Here is a 15,140-nt window from a genome sequence, read left to right as displayed (position 1 = left end):
CCCGAAAATGGTTTCCAATGCGGTGAAGCAGTGTGTCCGGACGATTACACATCGATGACAGTCGTTGCGTGTGTTGGTTTGTACGCTACTTCTCGGGGGCGTTCGCCTGGTGAGTAGTAGGGAGTGGTTGCACGAAACGCACCCCAAATTGTTCATTATTAATAGCAACATACTAATAGGGGTGGCAACAGACTCTCCTGCCATGGCACGAGTCGTTAAATTAAGCCGCGTCGATGGGACGCTCTCAGAACTTTCATACCCTATCTCGCGGACGGACGCGATGGCGGAACTCGCTGACGTGACGGTACTACTCGCGGACGGCGAGGCAACGCTCACGAGCGTCATGAAGCAGGTGCCAAGCGCCATGTACGAGACCGTCGAAGAGCTCAGAAACGACCTGTTCATGTACATGCCAATCGCGGCCGTTGGCGAGCCCGGCCAATCGGAAGGCGACGCCTGAACACCACGTTTCAGGGTTTCGGCCCAACCTGAGCCGACAACCAACAATATAAGTGACCCCAGTTTCCTAAGCGTGGTATGGAATTCTGCGACGAATGTGGCTCGATGATGCGCGCAGAGGACGGCGAATGGGTGTGCAGTCAGTGTGACTTCACGAAGCTCAAAGACGCGAACAAAAACTACGTCCTCACCGAGAGCCAAGAGGTCTCGGAGATCGTAGACGTGAGCGACGCCGAAGACCGCGGCCTCCCAACGACGAAGGTTCACTGTCCGCAGTGTGAGAACGACGAAGCCTACTGGTACATGCAGCAGATTCGCTCGGCTGACGAAAGCGAGACACGCTTTTTCGTCTGTACCAATTGCGAACACCGATGGCGCGAAGACGACCACTGACCGCGGCCAGCGGCCCTTAGCAAGGGTATAAACCCCCGAAGACGCCCACAGAATCGAGCGTCAGACGCTCGTCAGACAGTTCATATCTATCGAATTCGGCGCATGAACGGTCTCAAACCGTTACAAACGGTGTTGCCCTTTTATACTGTAATAGGATAGAAATACTGACAATGACACTGGGGAAGAACCTCGCTGTGCTCCTCGTGGCGCTCCTCGTCATCGGTGGAGCCGCCCCTGTGCTGGGCCTTCCGTTCGACGTGAGCAGTGAACCTGCAAGCGCGAGCGCCCAGCAAGCGGCGGAAAACGATTCAAACGTGTCTGTTACTGTTGGTGCGCAACTCTCGACAGTGATGGCCACGACGGGCGATAGCCTCCAGACCGAGTTCGACGACGAAGTGTTCGAGAGCCAGGTCGATACGGCGAACGCGAGCACGCAGGCTCGAATCGTCGCCCAACGCATCGAACGACTCGACGCGAGAGCAACGGACATCCAGGCAGCGTACGAACGGGTGACCGCGCAGTACGAATCGGGCGAACTCACCCGCGCTCAGTACGCACAGCGGCTTGCCATGCTCAACGCACGGGCGGAGAACGTGCTTCGAAGCATCGAACAGACCGAAGCTCGCCTCGAGCGGCTCTCAGGCCTCGAACTCTCCGCGGTGGGAGTAAATCAGAGCACCCTGTCCGGAGCCGCAAGCGACCTCGAACCACTCACTGGGCCGGGGGCCTCTGCGCTCCACAAGCGGTTCGTCGGTGAAGCGAACGGCAACGTCCACCTCGACACCGACGACGGCCTGACCATCCGCGTCGACAACGGCGACACCGACCGGTCACGGACGACGAAACACCAGCGAGACGACGACAACAGCGTCTCCATCACCCAGCGCGAGGCTCTCTCGGCGGCACGCGAGGCGCTTCGCGGCCCGGCAGATGGCTGGCAACTAACCAAATCCGGCGTGAACGAACGACGCGGCTTCTACCGCTTCGAATTCAGGCTTGACACGGCGACTGGCGTCGGAACGGCGACCGTACTCGTGGACGCCTCGACCGGGACGGTGTTCTCGCTCGATGAATCGCTCAAACGCGGAAGCGGGGCGGATAGCAACCGCGGCGATGAACTCGCTCTCGTGGTCGCGCAGGGGACGGCCGCACCCGGCCAAGAAGTGACGATTCAAGCGCTTTCGAACGGCGAAGTGGCCGGTGATGTCGCTATCAGGGTGAACGGCGAGCGGGTGGGGACGACGAATGCAGACGGACAACTCACGCTCACCCTTCCGGACGGTGACGTGACCATCACAGGCGTCCGTGGTGAAGCAGAAGGTGAACTCGAATTCGATTTTAATACCCAAAACGAACGCGAGTCAGTTTTTCGTGACTTAAATGCAGACGCAACCGTCGAAAACGGCGTTGCGACGGTGACGATTTCGTACGAAAACGAACCCGTTCCCGGCGCGCTCGTCTACGCTGACGGCCGCGAGGTTGGCCGGACAAACGCAGATGGGACGGTGCAGTTTGCGACTGACGCCACCGACACGCTCGACATCGAAGTCGCCAAAGGCCGATTCGGTGCCGCGTTCACATTCACTATCGAAAACGGCACAGCCACCCTCGACGGTGGTGCTCGCGAAAGCGACAAAACAGACGAGTCAGACCGTGGTGGCGACAACGTAACCCAAGATCCGATTGGCGGGAACGTCACCGACGACCCCCGCAACACGACTGCCGATGTGACGACGACGATTCTCAATACGACAGAAAATGTCACCGACACCGCTACGAACTCGTCGGTGGCGGCCTGATTAGCTGTTTCTTGCGAACGTGAGGTAGCCCGTGTGCCCAACGCCTTTCGTCGAGGGCCGCGAACCGCGGTCGTCGAAGTCCATCTTGCGCTGGATGGTTTCGATAGTTTCGACGTCTGAGAGGCCAGCCTCGCGGGCAGCCTCAACCGCATCGCGCGTGTGCTCGACGAACGGCGAGTAGATGGCGACGAACCCACCGGGTGCGAGCAGGTCGGGGGCGTGGGTGACGACGTCTGCGGCGTCGCCCGTGTCGAGGGTGAGCACGTCGAACTCGCCAAGGTCGTCCAGATTGTCGGTGATGTCGCCGGTTCGCACGTCGACCGTCTCTGCGACACCAGCCATCTGCATGTTCTGGCGCGCCACGTCGGCAAACTCCTCGTTTCGCTCGAACGTCGTCACGTCCGCACCCATCCGTCCCATGTACGCGGAGAGAATGCCCGTGCCAGTGCCTGCGTCGAGCACGCGGTCGTCCGCGGCGAGGCCAACGGTGCCGATGATGAGGCCAATGTCGCGCGGGAGCATCGGCGCGCCCGTCCGCTCTAAGTGGTTGAACAGGTCGGGGCCGCGCATCCGGCGGACGGTGAACTCCTCGTCCAGATGCGTGTAGAGCGTCTGCCCGGGTTCCACGTCTTCGGGAATCTGCAAGACGCCAAGGTCTGTTTGTAACTCATCGCCCGGCTCGCGCAGGTACTCACGAGAGCCGTGAACCAGTAGGACGGTCACTCTAGTCTGGAAATAGCGGCGGCGAGGTCGCCGTTTTCCGCTTTGAGTGCTTCGCGGGCCTCGGTGGCGCTCGCGCCCGTCCGCTGGGCGACGATTTCGACGTCCGAGTCAGGGATGTCCACTTCGGTGGACGCGTCTTCTTCAGCTACAACCTCGCCCTCGACGGCGGGCGTACTGCCACCCTCGCCGCGTGGGCGCGACTCTGGCTCGCCGACGATCTGGTAGGTTTTCTGCCCCTGTGCGTCCATTTGCTGGACGTCAGCGTTCGTGAACACGAGGTCTTCGTCTTTCGTTCGGATGATGACCTCTTCTGCATCGATGTCTTCGACTTCGATGCCCATCTGTTTCATCATCTGCTTCATCTTGCGCGGGTTGAGTCCGCCTCCTCCAAACATACCTGCAGACTTGAAGCCCGGAGGCAAAAGACTAGCGACCGACCGCGCTCAGCTACTGCTCTGACGCGCCGTGTCTGACTTTGACCGCCATCCCCGTCTCAAAGTCGCGCATGGCCGTTGCGGACAACTCTGCCCGTCCAACCGCAAGTAGAGAATCGGTTTCGTGTACCACGAGCACCTCATCGCCGGGGCGAATCTCCGAGTCGACCTCGCTCACGAACTTCGCAAACACGTTCTTGCCGTCGCGGACGAACGGTTCGCTCTCGTCGCCGACGACGACACGGGCCTGTGGTGCGGGAAGTGCGTCACGGAGCCGGTGGCCACCGCGAACGCCGAGAGTGAACCGGCCGTCGAGACCGAACGAGACGATGCGCTCGCCATCGACGCGAATCTGTTGAGGGCGGCCGTTGCTGGAGCGCTCGATGTCGATGTCGCCCGCGAAGAGGGCGGCTCCCGCACCCGCGCCAAACTGGTAATCTGCGATGGTGCGGAGGTCCGCACGCTCGCCTGCGTTGCTCATTGGCCGGTGTTTGCGACTCGGAGATAAAACGCCTTTTACCCGCATCCATGGTGTTTGTACCCACTCCCCAATCATGATTTATCATTGGTAATGCGCCGCAGTGTCACGGTTTTTCCAGAACGCTCATATGGGAGAACTTCTATAGCCCGGATATGAGCAACGAGAAAACGAAAGTAACCTTTGGCACGCTGGTTCTGCTCGCAAGCACCGTCGTGCTGTTCGCGCTTAGCCTCCTCGGTTCCGCGGTTCCTGTCGTCCTCGGCGGTCTCGCCGCGCTTGGCATGGCTGCCGGGTCGCTTCTCATCGGCACGTCAGAAACCGGCCGCCCGGTCTAAAGCAAGAAGTTATCTCGATTTTCGCTGAAGTCCGTAAAGGAGTCTGCGGCATCGATGAGTGACTCCGAAGTCGATTCTTTGAACGCCATCACTTCGACGCGACAGCCCTGATGGCGCACGTGCGAACAGAGGCGGCTGAAGTCACCGTCGCCGGTACAGAGCACGAGCGTGTCGTGGTGCGGGGCGAGGGTGACGGCGTCTAAACTCATGCCAACGTCCCAGTCTGCCTTTTTCGAACCGTCTGCGAACGTCTGAATGTCCTTGATTTTTGTCTCAAAACCGATGTCGTTCAGTGCATCAAAAAAACTCTCTTCATCTGGTGAATCTGCCCGAATCACGTACGCAATTGCCCGGGTGAGTCTACGGCCATCGACTGCCTCGTTGAGAAGCGTTGTGTAGTCGATATTCCGCGAATAGAGGCTCTGTGCGGAGTGATAGAGATTCTGCGCGTCAACGAGAAGGGCGACGCGCTGGCCCGTATGGTGAATACCCATAACCAGCATTCAGACGCCCGAAAGAAAGGTGTTTGCCCTCGCCGGTTTTGCGAGAGGAAGCCGGTGCGGACCGTGTGTACCTGTGCCATGAGACTCGGAGCGAGCGTCGGCAGGCTTCGCAACTGGCGCAATGCCTAAGTAGTGGCGACACCGTGAAACTCGTATGCGACGCGCCACACCAACGACCACCACGACAACAGCCAGTGGTGAGGGTGGCGTGCGACGTTTTTGGGGCCCTAAACGCAAACGTGCGTAAACACACCTTGTTCGCGGCGGAACTGGCATCTCCGTTGTGAGCTACTCTCTGATTACTGAGCGCACGTAGAAAATCACCAACCCCAACCACAATGACAGACCAAACATTCAGTGGCGTGTTTCCCGCGATGGTCACGCCCTTCGCAGACGACCTGAGTATCGACTTTGACCAACTCGCAGCAGACGCCCAGCGCCTCGAAGCCGCGGGCGTAGACGGCCTTGTGCCCGTCGGAACGACCGGCGAGAGCGCGACGCTGACCCACGACGAACACATCGAGGTCATCGAGTGCGTTGTCGATGCCGTTTCAGACGTGCCCGTCATCGCCGGTTCGGGCTCGAACTCGACCCAAGAAGCCGTCTCGCTCTCGCACCGCGCCGCAGACGCGGGCGCAGACGCCCTCTTGCTCATCTCGCCGTACTACAACAAGCCAGAGCCAGCGGGCATGGAAGAACACTTCCGGACGGTCGCAGACGAGGTTGACCTGCCCCAGATTATCTACAACGTTCCGAGCCGGACGGGGAGGAACATCGCGGTCCAAACCGCCGTCAACCTCGCAGACCACCCGAACATCCTCGGCTACAAGGCCGCGAGCGGCGACCTGAACCGCGTCGGCGAAGTGTTAGAGAAGACCCAAGGCGAGGACTTCGCGGTGCTCTCTGGCGACGACGGCCTCACGCTCCCGATGATTTCGATGGGCGCGACCGGCACCATCAGCGTCGCCGGCAACGTCGAACCAGAGCGCACCTGTGCGATGGTCGGCGCAGCACTCGATGGCGACTACGACATGGCGCGCGAGCTTCACTACGAACTCGGGCCGCTGTTTCGCGCACTGTTCATCGAGACCAACCCCATTCCAATCAACGAAGCGCTCGCCATCCGCGGGCACGGCACGGGTGCGATGCGCCCGCCGCTCTCGCGCATGGGCGAGAAGAACCTCGATGCACTCCGTGAAGTGCTCGCCGAGTTAGCAGACGCGGAGGCACCGCTCGCCCGATGACGCGGGTTGCGGTCACCGGTGCGACGGGCCGGATGGGACAGGAGGTCATCGCCCTCGCCCACGAGCGCGACGACGTGGAACTCGCCTTCGCCGTGAGCCGTGACCCAGAAGACGTCGCGGTAGACGTAATGCTCGACGCAGACGAACAGCTGCCCGCGCTGCTTGCAGAACACGACCCGGACGTACTCGTAGACTTCACCGTCCCCGAGTCGTCGGTCGAATACGTTTCTGCGTGCGCAGCGGCGGGCGTCGCCGTCGTCGTCGGGACGACGGGGTTTTCAGAAGAACAGTATGCCACGCTCGAAATCGCGAGCGAGTCGGTTCCCGTCCTCGAATCCTCGAACTTCGCCCGCGGGATTCAGGCACTCTTAAACGTCGTAGACGAGGCGGTTTCGGCGCTTCCAGACTACGACATCGAACTCGTCGAAACCCACCACAACGCAAAGCGAGACGCGCCGAGCGGAACCGCAAACATGATTTTAGACCGCATCGACGAACAGCGCGACCTCAATCGGGTCTATGGCCGGGAAGGAGAGGCCCCGCGTTCCGAGGATGAAGTCGGCGTCCTCGTGCGACGAGCGGGCAACATTCGCGGGGAACACGAGGTACTCCTTGCTGGGAACGATGAGGTAGTCACACTCACCCACCGCGCGGAAAGCCGCGGGGTGTTCGCCGCCGGTGCGCTGGATGCGGCCGTGTGGGTCGCCGCCCGCGACGCCGGTTGGTACGACTTTGCAGACGTAATCGGAGACTCTCAATGAGCTTACAAGCGACAATCGAAACCCTGTGGCAACGAAAGCAAGACGGACTGACAGCCGCCGACGTCGGCGCGGACGAACTCGCCGAACTCGACGCCTTCTTAGAGGCGCTCGAAGCCGGCGAGATTCGCGCCGCCGAAAAGCGCGACGGGTCGTGGGAGGCAAACGAATGGGTCAAGCAGGGTATCCTGCTGAACTTCGGCCTGCGCAACACCGAACCGCGCACCTACGGCGACGTGACCTACCACGACGTGCTTCCCCTCCGCGACACGAGCGACCTCATGGAAAAAGGCACGCGAAACACGCCGGACGGAACGGTCATCCGCCGCGGGGCGTACGTTGGCTCGAACGCGATTCTGATGAGTCCGGCCTACGTCAACATCGGCGCGCACGTCGGCGACGGCACGCTCGTCGACTCCTGTGACACCGTTGGCTCCTGTGCCCAAATCGGCGACAACGTCAAGCTCGGTGCGAACACACTCATCGGCGGCGTCTTAGAACCCGTCGAGAGCGCGCCGGTCATCGTCGAAGACGGCGTCTCGCTCGGCGCGGGCTGTCGCGTGACCTCCGGCTTCGTCGTTGGCGAGAACTCGATTGTGGGCGAGAACACGCTGCTCACGCCACGCATTCCGGTCTACGACCTCGTCGAAGAGGAAGTTATCTACGGCGAACTGCCCGCAAACCGACGCGCGTTCACGCGCTTCGTCGAGTCCTCGATTGGCGACCACGACCTGTTCTCCGGCGGCGCGTACAAGCCAGCCGTCGTGGCGACGGACATCGAGGCGACCACGCTCGAAGCGACCGCCCGCGAGGAGGCACTGCGAGAATGAGCGGCGGACGCGGCGTGGACCCCGACGTACGCAGACTCGGCGAGTGGGATGCAGACCGCCTGCACCAGCTCGCAGAGGCGTACGACACGCCGCTGTACGTCTATGACATCGACCGCGTCCGCGAAAACGCCCGCCGCATCCGCGCGGCGTTCCCGGACGCAGAACTGAGCTACGCGACCAAGGCAAACACCTCGAAGCCCGTTCTCCGCGCCCTGCGTGATGAGGACGTTGGCGCGGAGTGTGCCTCAGCCGGTGAAGTTCAGCGCTCGCTCGACGCCGGTTTCACGGGAAGTGCGGTGCGCTACACCGCCGTGAATCCTCCCAGTGAGGATTTGGACCACGTGTGCGCGCTCGCAGAAGATCACCCGCTCACCATCACGGTCGGGGCGGCAGACACGCTCGACCGCCTCGAAGAACGCGGCTTCTTCGGAAAGCTCGCCATCCGCGTGAACCCCGGCGTCGGCGCGGGTCACCACGCGAAGGTGACGACGGGCACCGACCCGAAGTTCGGCGTTCCGTACGATGAGGTTCCAGCCCTGCTCGCAGACGCCGCAGACCGCGGGTTCGACGTGGTCGGCATCCACGCCCACGCGGGGAGTGGCATTTCTGGTGATGACCTCTCTGCCCACCGCGAACTCGTGAGCCGGATGGGTGCGCTCGCCCGCGAGTCACCCGTTTCCCTCGAGTTCGTCAACGTCGGCGGCGGCTTCGGCGTCCCATACCGAGAAGACGAACCACCGCTCGACATCGCGACGGCGGCCGAAGCGACCCGCGAAGCGCTCGGTGAGGTCGAGGCCCAACTCGCCATCGAGCCGGGTCGCTACTTCGTCGCCGACGCGGGCGTGTTGCTCACCTGCGTAAACACCACGAAGCCAACGCCCGACACGCTCGTCGTGGGCGTGGATGCTGGAATGACGACGCTCGTCCGACCGGCGATGTACGGCTCGTACCACGCAATTCGAAACCTCGCGCCCGACGCAGGCGAGCGCGAAACCGTAGAAACGCTCGTCGCAGGCCCCATCTGCGAGACGAGCGATATTTTCGCCACCGACCGGGTTCTGCCAGCACCCGCCCGCGGCGACCTGCTCGCAATCGGTAACGCTGGCGCATACGGCTACGAGATGGCCAGTCAGTACAACTCGCGACCGCGACCTGCGGTCGTCTGCGTAGACGAGGGCGAGACGTATCTGGCGGTACGCCGTGAAACCCTCGCCGACGTAACCAGCTTAGAAGAACCATGATTCGATTCGACAAGTACCACGGAACCGGAAACGACTTCGTACTAGTAGACGCCGCAGAGGCAGTCCCCGACCGCCGGGCGCTCGCCACGAAGCTGTGTCATCGAGAAACCGGCGTCTCAGACCCCGCAAGCGACCGTGTGGGCGCAGACGGCGTGCTCTTTCTCGCGCTCGAAGACCGCTACTCCCCGCCGCGCGTCGTCATGACGCTCGTCCAGCCCGACGGCTCGACGGCGGCAATGTGTGGCAACGGCGCGCGGTGTGCAGCGGCGTGGGCCGCAGCGCGAACTGACGCGGATGAGATAATGATTGATACGCAGGCGGGAACCCGCCACGCGCGCATCGAACCAGACGGCGTGACCATCGAGATGGGGACGCCCGCGTTCGACCCCGATGCGGTTCCGGTCATCGCAGACGCGCCAGTCATCGACCAGGAAATCGAAGGCTACCGCCTCACGGCCGTGAACACGGGTGTCCCACACGCGGTCATCTTCGTGGACGACGTTTCGGAAATCGACCTCGAAGCGGTGGCCCCGGCCATCCGCCACGCAGACTGCTTCCCCGAAGGCGCGAACGTCAACTTCGCCAGCCAGCGCGAAGACGGTGGCTTCGACCAGCGTACCTTCGAGCGCGGCGTTGAAGGCGAAACCAAGTCGTGTGGCACGGGCGCGGTCGCAATCGCCGCCGCGGCGCGCGAACTCGGCCTCGTCTCCGGCGCAGAGCCGGTTCCCGTCTCGCCGCCGGGCGGTGACCTCGAAGTCACCCTCACCGATGGCTCCGCGTACCTTTGGGGGCCAGTCGAACTCGATTTTCGAGGTGAGGTGGCCGTCAGCAAGCCCGGACGGCTTGACCCGACGGAGGCCTGACGTGGGGTTTGACCCCAAATCCTTCCTCGAAACTGCGGTACAGACGCCCTCGACTGAGGACGTCTCCGCGATGCGCGAGTTACTCGTTTCGACCATCGAAGCCGAGGGCTTCGAGGCGCGCGTCGACGACGCGGGCAACACCATTTCCACACGCGAAGGCGACGAACCCGGGCCGCACGTTGTCCTCAATACACACATCGACACCGTGCCGCCGCACGTCGAGTTTTCACGCGACGGCGACACCATCCGCGGGCGCGGATCGTGCGACGCGAAGGGGCCGCTCACCGCCCTTCTCGTCGCGTTTTTCACTACCGAACTTGAGCGCGGAACACTCACTCTCGCCATCACACCCGACGAGGAAGTGCTGTCGCTCGGCGCGGCCGCCCTCGACATTTCAGCAGACGCCTACATCGTTGGCGAACCCACAAACCTCGACGTGTGCAACGCGGCGAAAGGCCGTTTCGAGGGGACGATTACCGTCCACGGCGAGAACGCCCACGCCGCAGAGCCACAGTCGGGGAAAAACGCCGTCTCCGGGGCGGGACAGGTGCTCCGCGCGCTCGAAACGTTCCTCGACCGCGACGACGCGCCGCCGGTACACTCCGAACTCGGCGCGGCGACCCTCACGCCGACGATGATAGATGGGGGAACGGCGTCGAATCAGGTCCCCGCCGAGTGTGAAATTACGATTGACCGCCGGAGCGTCCCGCCAGAAACGGCAGCGTCGTTCACAAACTCGCTCGAAGCCCACCTCCGCGAACACGTCCCCGACTTCGAGTGTTCGTTCGCGCTCACCGAGCGCCCGACGCCGTTTCTCGAAGCGTTCGAGACCGACGACGACGGCAAGCTCGCACAGACGCTCGCGGCCGCGTCAGGCGGCGAGATTCGCCCATTCTCGGCAGCGACCGAAGCGTCGTATTTCGCCACGGACGCGCCAACAGTCGTGTTCGGCCCCGGCGTGCTCGCGGACGACGAGGGTGCGGTTGCCCACGCGCCACGCGAGTACGTCCAGTTTTCCGACGTCGAAGCCGCCGGGAGGGCTGTCACCGAAACCGTCGCGGCGTTTCTCTCCTAACGCCCGTCGCCTGCGACCCACGCGGTGAGTGCCTCACGATTCGCGTAGCCAACAATCGAGAGCACCAGCACCAACATGCCGAGCACCGCCGCTGTCGCAAGATTTCTGCTAGCGAGCTCTGCGCCCACGAGGTTCGTGAGCAGGAGCGACGGCGCACGCCCGAGGATGGCGATGAGGACGATACGCGATAGCGACAGCCGAGTGAGTCCGGCGACGAAGCAGATGGCGTCATCAGGGAGACCGGGAACCAGAAAGGCGAGAAACAGGCCAGCCGCGCCGCGTCGGTCGGTGACGCCGTCGAACCGAGCGAGCGTGTCCGGATGGACGACGCGCTGGACGTAGGGGCGACCAAATCGTCGGGCGATGCCTGCGGCGAGAAAGCTCCCGATGCCCGCACCAATCACGCTGTAGAGCGTGCCAAACGCGGCGCCAAAGAGGTAGCCGCTCACCACCCCCATCGCCTGTCCGGGGATGGGAGCGATGACGACCTGTGCAACTTGTAGGCCGATGAAGACGAGCGGCGCGAGCGAGCCGTACCCCGCAATCTGCATGCGAGCGTACTCGGGATTTGCGAACAGTGGGAGCATCCGGCGACTCAGCATGACGAGGACGAGGAAAAAGAGCACAAAGGCGGCTACGCGAAGCACGAACCCGCGTCGCCCGTCGGCCGAAACGAAAATCTGCACGGCCCTAGCGTACGTGAGGGAGGTGGATAACCTCCTACGCTGAGTCGAGGTCGTCCACGAGGTCGGCGGCGATACCGGTGTAGCCCGCGGGCGTCAGCGCGTGGAGCTCTGCGCGCACGTCTGCTGACACATCCAAGTCGTCGAACAGGGCGCGGAAGTCGTCGAGGGTGACGCGCTGGCCACGCGAGAGGGCTTTTACGCGCTCGTAGGCGTCCTCATGGCCTTCGCGCCGGAGGATGGTCTGGACGGCCTCCCCGATGATTTCCGGCGTGTTCTCAAGTTCCTCGCGCATGACCGCCTCGTTCGGGACGACCTTCGAGAGCCCTTTTTGCACCTTGCCGTAGGCGATGAGGCAGTAGGCGAACGCCGCGCCGATGTTGCGTTTGACGGTCGAATCCGACAGGTCGCGCTGGAGGCGAGAGGTGGTGATGTAGTCGCCCAAGAACACGAGGTCGGCGTTGGCTTTCGAGAGGTTGCCTTCGCTGTTCTCGAAGTCGATTGGGTTGACCTTGTGAGGCATCGTCGAACTGCCCGTCTCGCCTTCGACCGTCTCCTGACCGAGATACCGGTCTGAGACGTAGAGCCACATGTCGCGGTCAAGGTCGATGAGGACGGTGTTCGCGGTGCGGATGGCCGAAAAGAGCGCCGCGAGGTCGTCACACGGGTTGACCTGCGTGGCGAGCGGGGTGTATTCGAGGCCGAGTGAGGTGACGAACTCGCGGGAAAATGCGCGCCAGTCAACGTCCGGGTAGGCGACGTGGTGGGCGGCGTAGGTGCCGCTTGCGCCCGCAAGCTTGCCCGAAATTTCGTCGCTTGCGCGTTCGATGGTTGCGATGGTGCGCCCGAGGCGTGCGGCGTAGACAGCCATCTCCTTGCCGAACGTCGTCGGCGTGGCGGGCTGGCCATGAGTGCGCGCAAGCATCGGCAGGTCGCGGAACTCACGAGCCATGGCGATGAGCACGTCGCGGGTTTCGTAGAGTTCTGGCAGGAGAATCTCTTTGACAGCGGGTTTCACCAGCAGGCGATGGGCGAGGTTGTTCACGTCCTCACTCGTCAGCCCGAAGTGCACCCACGGGCCGGCGTCAGCGAGCGATTCAGGGAGGCCGTCGCGGATGAAGTACTCGACGGCTTTCACGTCGTGATTGGTCGCGGTGTACTCCTTGTAGCCCGTCGTTTCGAGGCGTTTGATGACGTCTGCGTCCTCAGCATCGAACTCCTCGTAGAGGGCACGCAGCGTGGTGCGGTCTGCGTCGGCGATTTCGAGCGGCGTCGCGTCGAGGTCGGCAAGCGCGATGAGATACTCCACTTCGACTTGGACGCGGGCACGCATGAGCGCGGCCTCGCTGGCGTAGGGTGAGAGCGGTTTGGTGTAGCGCCCATATCGCCCGTCGAGTGGCGAGACGGCGAACAGCGGACCGTCCGCTTCGAATGATGACATACCTTCGACTGCCGCCCCGCATAGCAAAAGCGTGTCGGTCGAAGGACACAGGAGTGTGCATAGAAACACGGGACGAGTGCGGATTTTGCACCGATTCTATGCACAGACACGCACACATTCGCTCAGGCAATCGCAATTACTTTACTCCCGGCGAACGCGCTCTCGCACATGACACGAATCGCTGGTCTGGCGAGCAACCGCGGACGGAATCTCATGCACATCGCAGACCTCGCGCCCGGCGGCGCAGAGGTGGAAGTCGTCCTCACGAACAGAGAGGGCGCGCCGGTTCTCGATACCGCAGCAGAGCGCGGCATCGCCACGGAAGTCGTCGAACGCGAGGAGGGCGAATCTCGTGAATCACACGAACAGCGCATCCTCGCGCGACTCGCGGACTACGATTTCGACCTCGTCTGTCTCGACGGCTACATGCGCGTCCTGACCGGCGAGTTCCTGAACAATGCACCGACGACGCTCAACGTCCACCCCTCCCTGCTCCCGATGTTCAAGGGTATGGACGCGTGGGGCGACGCGCTCTCTGCGGGCGTCAAAGTCACTGGCTGCACCGTCCACGTCGTAAACGAGGAGGTCGATGCCGGGCCAATCGTCACTCAAGAGCCGATTCCAATCTATGACGGTGACACCGAAGACACGCTCAAAGAGCGCGTCCTCTACGAAGGCGAGTTCAAAGCTTACCCGCGCGCCGTCAAGTGGTTCGCAGAAGACGCTGTCACGGTGTCCGCAGACGGTGTCGAAATCGACGCCGACGTTGGCGGCGAGTTCCCGGCCCGCCGCGTCGAAACCGCAGACCACCTCACCGACCTGCGCTACGGGGAGAACCCCCACCAAGCGGCTGCGGTTTACGCAGACGCGACCTGCGAGGAGGCGAGCGTCGTCCACGCCGACCAGCTCAACGAGGGCGCAAAGGCACTTTCGTACAACAACTACAACGACGCGGACGCCGCGCTCAACCTCATCAAAGAGTTCGACGAACCCGCCGCCGCGGTCATCAAGCACGCGAACCCCGCAGGCTGTGCGACCGCCGACACGCTCGCAGAAGCCTACGAGAACGCCCTCTCGACCGACCCGATGAGTGCGTTTGGGGGCATTGTCTCACTCAACCGCGAGTGCGATGCGAAAACCGCAGAGCGCATCATCGACTCGTTCAAAGAGGTCGTCGTCGCGCCGGGCTACACCGAGGCCGCCCTCGACGTGCTCACCGAGAAGAAGAATCTGCGCGTCCTCGATGTTGGCCCGCTCAACGAAATCACCTCCACGCTCGTCGAAAAACCAATCGTCGGCGGCCGCCTCATCCAAGAGCGTGACCTGCAGAAGCTCACCGTAGACGACCTCGAAATCGCCACCGAGAAGGAGCCAACCGACGAGGAGTTGGAGACGATGCTGTTCGCGTGGCAAACCCTGAAGCACGTCAAATCCAACGGGATTCTCTTCGCGAAAGGCACGGAAACCGTCGGCGTCGGCATGGGACAGGTTTCTCGGGTTGACGCCGTCCGCCTCGCCGCGATGAAGGCAGACGAACACGCAGAGGGCAAGGACGCAAAAGGTGCAGTCATGGCGTCAGACGCCTTCTTCCCGTTCCCCGACGGCATCGAAGCCGCCGCAGAAGCCGGTATCACCGCCGTCATCCAGCCCGGCGGTTCGGTCAACGACGACGACGTGGTTGCGGCCGCAGAAGAACACGGCATGACGATGGTGTTCACGGGTCAGCGTTCTTTTAAGCACGATTGAGCGCAGCGAAATCGTGCTTAAAGCTCGTTGCGAGCGGGGCGAGCAACGGTGTTTCAAACACGACTGAACAAAGTGAAAGCGTGTTTGAAGTTCGACGCACGAGGAGAAACGAGTGCGTCGGTTGTTTAAGCA

Annotated in this window: 17 protein-coding genes; 11 read left to right on the top strand and 6 right to left on the bottom strand. The window is 62.6% G+C overall.

The window, feature by feature from the left end; genetic code table 11:
• Positions 1-202 precede the first annotated feature (202 nt).
• From V5N47_RS12135 to V5N47_RS12125, 3 genes are all read left to right on the top strand, one after another.
• Positions 203-460: a hypothetical protein gene (locus V5N47_RS12135; protein WP_338727831.1), complete on the top strand. Its 258-nt coding sequence runs from the start codon at positions 203-205 to the stop codon at positions 458-460.
• 77 nt (positions 461-537) lie between these two features.
• Positions 538-852 carry a transcription factor S gene (locus tag V5N47_RS12130; protein WP_332898408.1) on the top strand — a complete coding sequence of 105 codons (315 nt, stop codon included), beginning with the start codon at positions 538-540 and terminating at the stop codon, positions 850-852.
• 170 nt (positions 853-1,022) lie between these two features.
• On the top strand, positions 1,023-2,651 hold the full coding sequence (locus tag V5N47_RS12125) for a hypothetical protein (RefSeq protein ID WP_338727830.1): 1,629 nt from the start codon (positions 1,023-1,025) through the stop codon (positions 2,649-2,651).
• Here the strand turns inward: V5N47_RS12125 and V5N47_RS12120 are convergent, their stop codons facing one another.
• From V5N47_RS12120 to V5N47_RS12110, 3 genes are read right to left on the bottom strand one after another with little or no spacing between them, the layout of a single operon-like run.
• Positions 2,652-3,374: a methyltransferase domain-containing protein gene (locus V5N47_RS12120; RefSeq protein ID WP_338727828.1), complete on the bottom strand. Its 723-nt coding sequence runs from the start codon at positions 3,372-3,374 to the stop codon at positions 2,652-2,654.
• Complete coding sequence (locus tag V5N47_RS12115) at positions 3,371-3,769, bottom strand: nascent polypeptide-associated complex protein (RefSeq protein WP_338727827.1); 399 nt, start codon at positions 3,767-3,769, stop codon at positions 3,371-3,373. The genes V5N47_RS12120 and V5N47_RS12115 overlap by 4 nt, the downstream gene beginning before the upstream one ends.
• Before the next feature lie 52 nt (positions 3,770-3,821).
• Complete coding sequence (locus V5N47_RS12110; RefSeq protein WP_338727825.1) at positions 3,822-4,289, bottom strand: PUA domain-containing protein; 468 nt, start codon at positions 4,287-4,289, stop codon at positions 3,822-3,824.
• A 152-nt stretch (positions 4,290-4,441) separates the two neighbouring features.
• Here V5N47_RS12110 and V5N47_RS12105 point away from each other — a divergent pair, with 152 nt between their 5' ends.
• Entirely contained in the window at positions 4,442-4,624 is a 183-nt protein-coding gene (locus tag V5N47_RS12105) for a hypothetical protein (RefSeq protein ID WP_338727823.1), read from the top strand.
• Here the strand turns inward: V5N47_RS12105 and V5N47_RS12100 are convergent.
• Entirely contained in the window at positions 4,621-5,118 is a 498-nt protein-coding gene (locus tag V5N47_RS12100) for an NYN domain-containing protein (RefSeq protein WP_338727822.1), read from the bottom strand. The genes V5N47_RS12105 and V5N47_RS12100 overlap by 4 nt on opposite strands.
• Positions 5,119-5,465: 347 nt before the next feature.
• Between V5N47_RS12100 and dapA the strand changes: the two genes are divergently transcribed.
• Genes dapA through V5N47_RS12070 form a run of 6 tightly spaced genes read left to right on the top strand, consistent with a single transcriptional unit; the run spans position 5,466 to position 11,138 of the window.
• On the top strand, positions 5,466-6,371 hold the full coding sequence (dapA, locus tag V5N47_RS12095) for a 4-hydroxy-tetrahydrodipicolinate synthase (protein WP_338727820.1): 906 nt from the start codon (positions 5,466-5,468) through the stop codon (positions 6,369-6,371).
• Complete coding sequence (gene dapB, locus V5N47_RS12090) at positions 6,368-7,132, top strand: 4-hydroxy-tetrahydrodipicolinate reductase (RefSeq protein WP_338727819.1); 765 nt, start codon at positions 6,368-6,370, stop codon at positions 7,130-7,132. The genes dapA and dapB overlap by 4 nt, the downstream gene beginning before the upstream one ends.
• Positions 7,129-7,959, top strand: a complete 831-nt coding sequence (locus V5N47_RS12085; protein ID WP_338727817.1) for a 2,3,4,5-tetrahydropyridine-2,6-dicarboxylate N-succinyltransferase — start codon at positions 7,129-7,131, stop codon at positions 7,957-7,959. The genes dapB and V5N47_RS12085 overlap by 4 nt, the downstream gene beginning before the upstream one ends.
• Positions 7,956-9,200, top strand: a complete 1,245-nt coding sequence (lysA, locus tag V5N47_RS12080; protein ID WP_338727816.1) for a diaminopimelate decarboxylase — start codon at positions 7,956-7,958, stop codon at positions 9,198-9,200. Before V5N47_RS12085 ends, lysA begins: the two co-directional genes overlap by 4 nt.
• On the top strand, positions 9,197-10,063 hold the full coding sequence (dapF, locus tag V5N47_RS12075; protein ID WP_338727815.1) for a diaminopimelate epimerase: 867 nt from the start codon (positions 9,197-9,199) through the stop codon (positions 10,061-10,063). Before lysA ends, dapF begins: the two co-directional genes overlap by 4 nt.
• A 1-nt stretch (position 10,064) precedes the next feature.
• Positions 10,065-11,138 carry a M20 family metallopeptidase gene (locus V5N47_RS12070; protein WP_338727813.1) on the top strand — a complete coding sequence of 358 codons (1,074 nt, stop codon included), beginning with the start codon at positions 10,065-10,067 and terminating at the stop codon, positions 11,136-11,138.
• Here V5N47_RS12070 and V5N47_RS12065 read toward each other — a convergent pair.
• The gene (locus V5N47_RS12065) at positions 11,135-11,785 is read right to left on the bottom strand and encodes a VTT domain-containing protein (RefSeq protein ID WP_338727812.1); all 651 of its coding nucleotides are present in this window, start codon (positions 11,783-11,785) and stop codon (positions 11,135-11,137) included. The genes V5N47_RS12070 and V5N47_RS12065 overlap by 4 nt on opposite strands.
• 73 nt (positions 11,786-11,858) lie before the next feature.
• Positions 11,859-13,262, bottom strand: coding sequence for an adenylosuccinate lyase (purB, locus tag V5N47_RS12060; protein WP_338727811.1), 1,404 nt, complete (start codon positions 13,260-13,262; stop codon positions 11,859-11,861).
• A gap of 168 nt (positions 13,263-13,430) precedes the next feature.
• On the opposite strand from purB, the gene purH reads away from it, so the two are divergent.
• Positions 13,431-15,008, top strand: coding sequence for a bifunctional phosphoribosylaminoimidazolecarboxamide formyltransferase/IMP cyclohydrolase (purH, locus tag V5N47_RS12055; RefSeq protein ID WP_338727810.1), 1,578 nt, complete (start codon positions 13,431-13,433; stop codon positions 15,006-15,008).
• The last annotated feature ends 132 nt before the right edge of the window (positions 15,009-15,140 follow it).

The sequence above is a fragment of the Haladaptatus sp. DJG-WS-42 genome (assembly GCF_037198285.1).
Classification (GTDB): Archaea; Halobacteriota; Halobacteria; order Halobacteriales; family Halococcaceae; genus QDMS2.
Note: the sequence above shows the minus strand (reverse complement) of the source record. Positions and strands in the feature narration are given on the sequence as shown.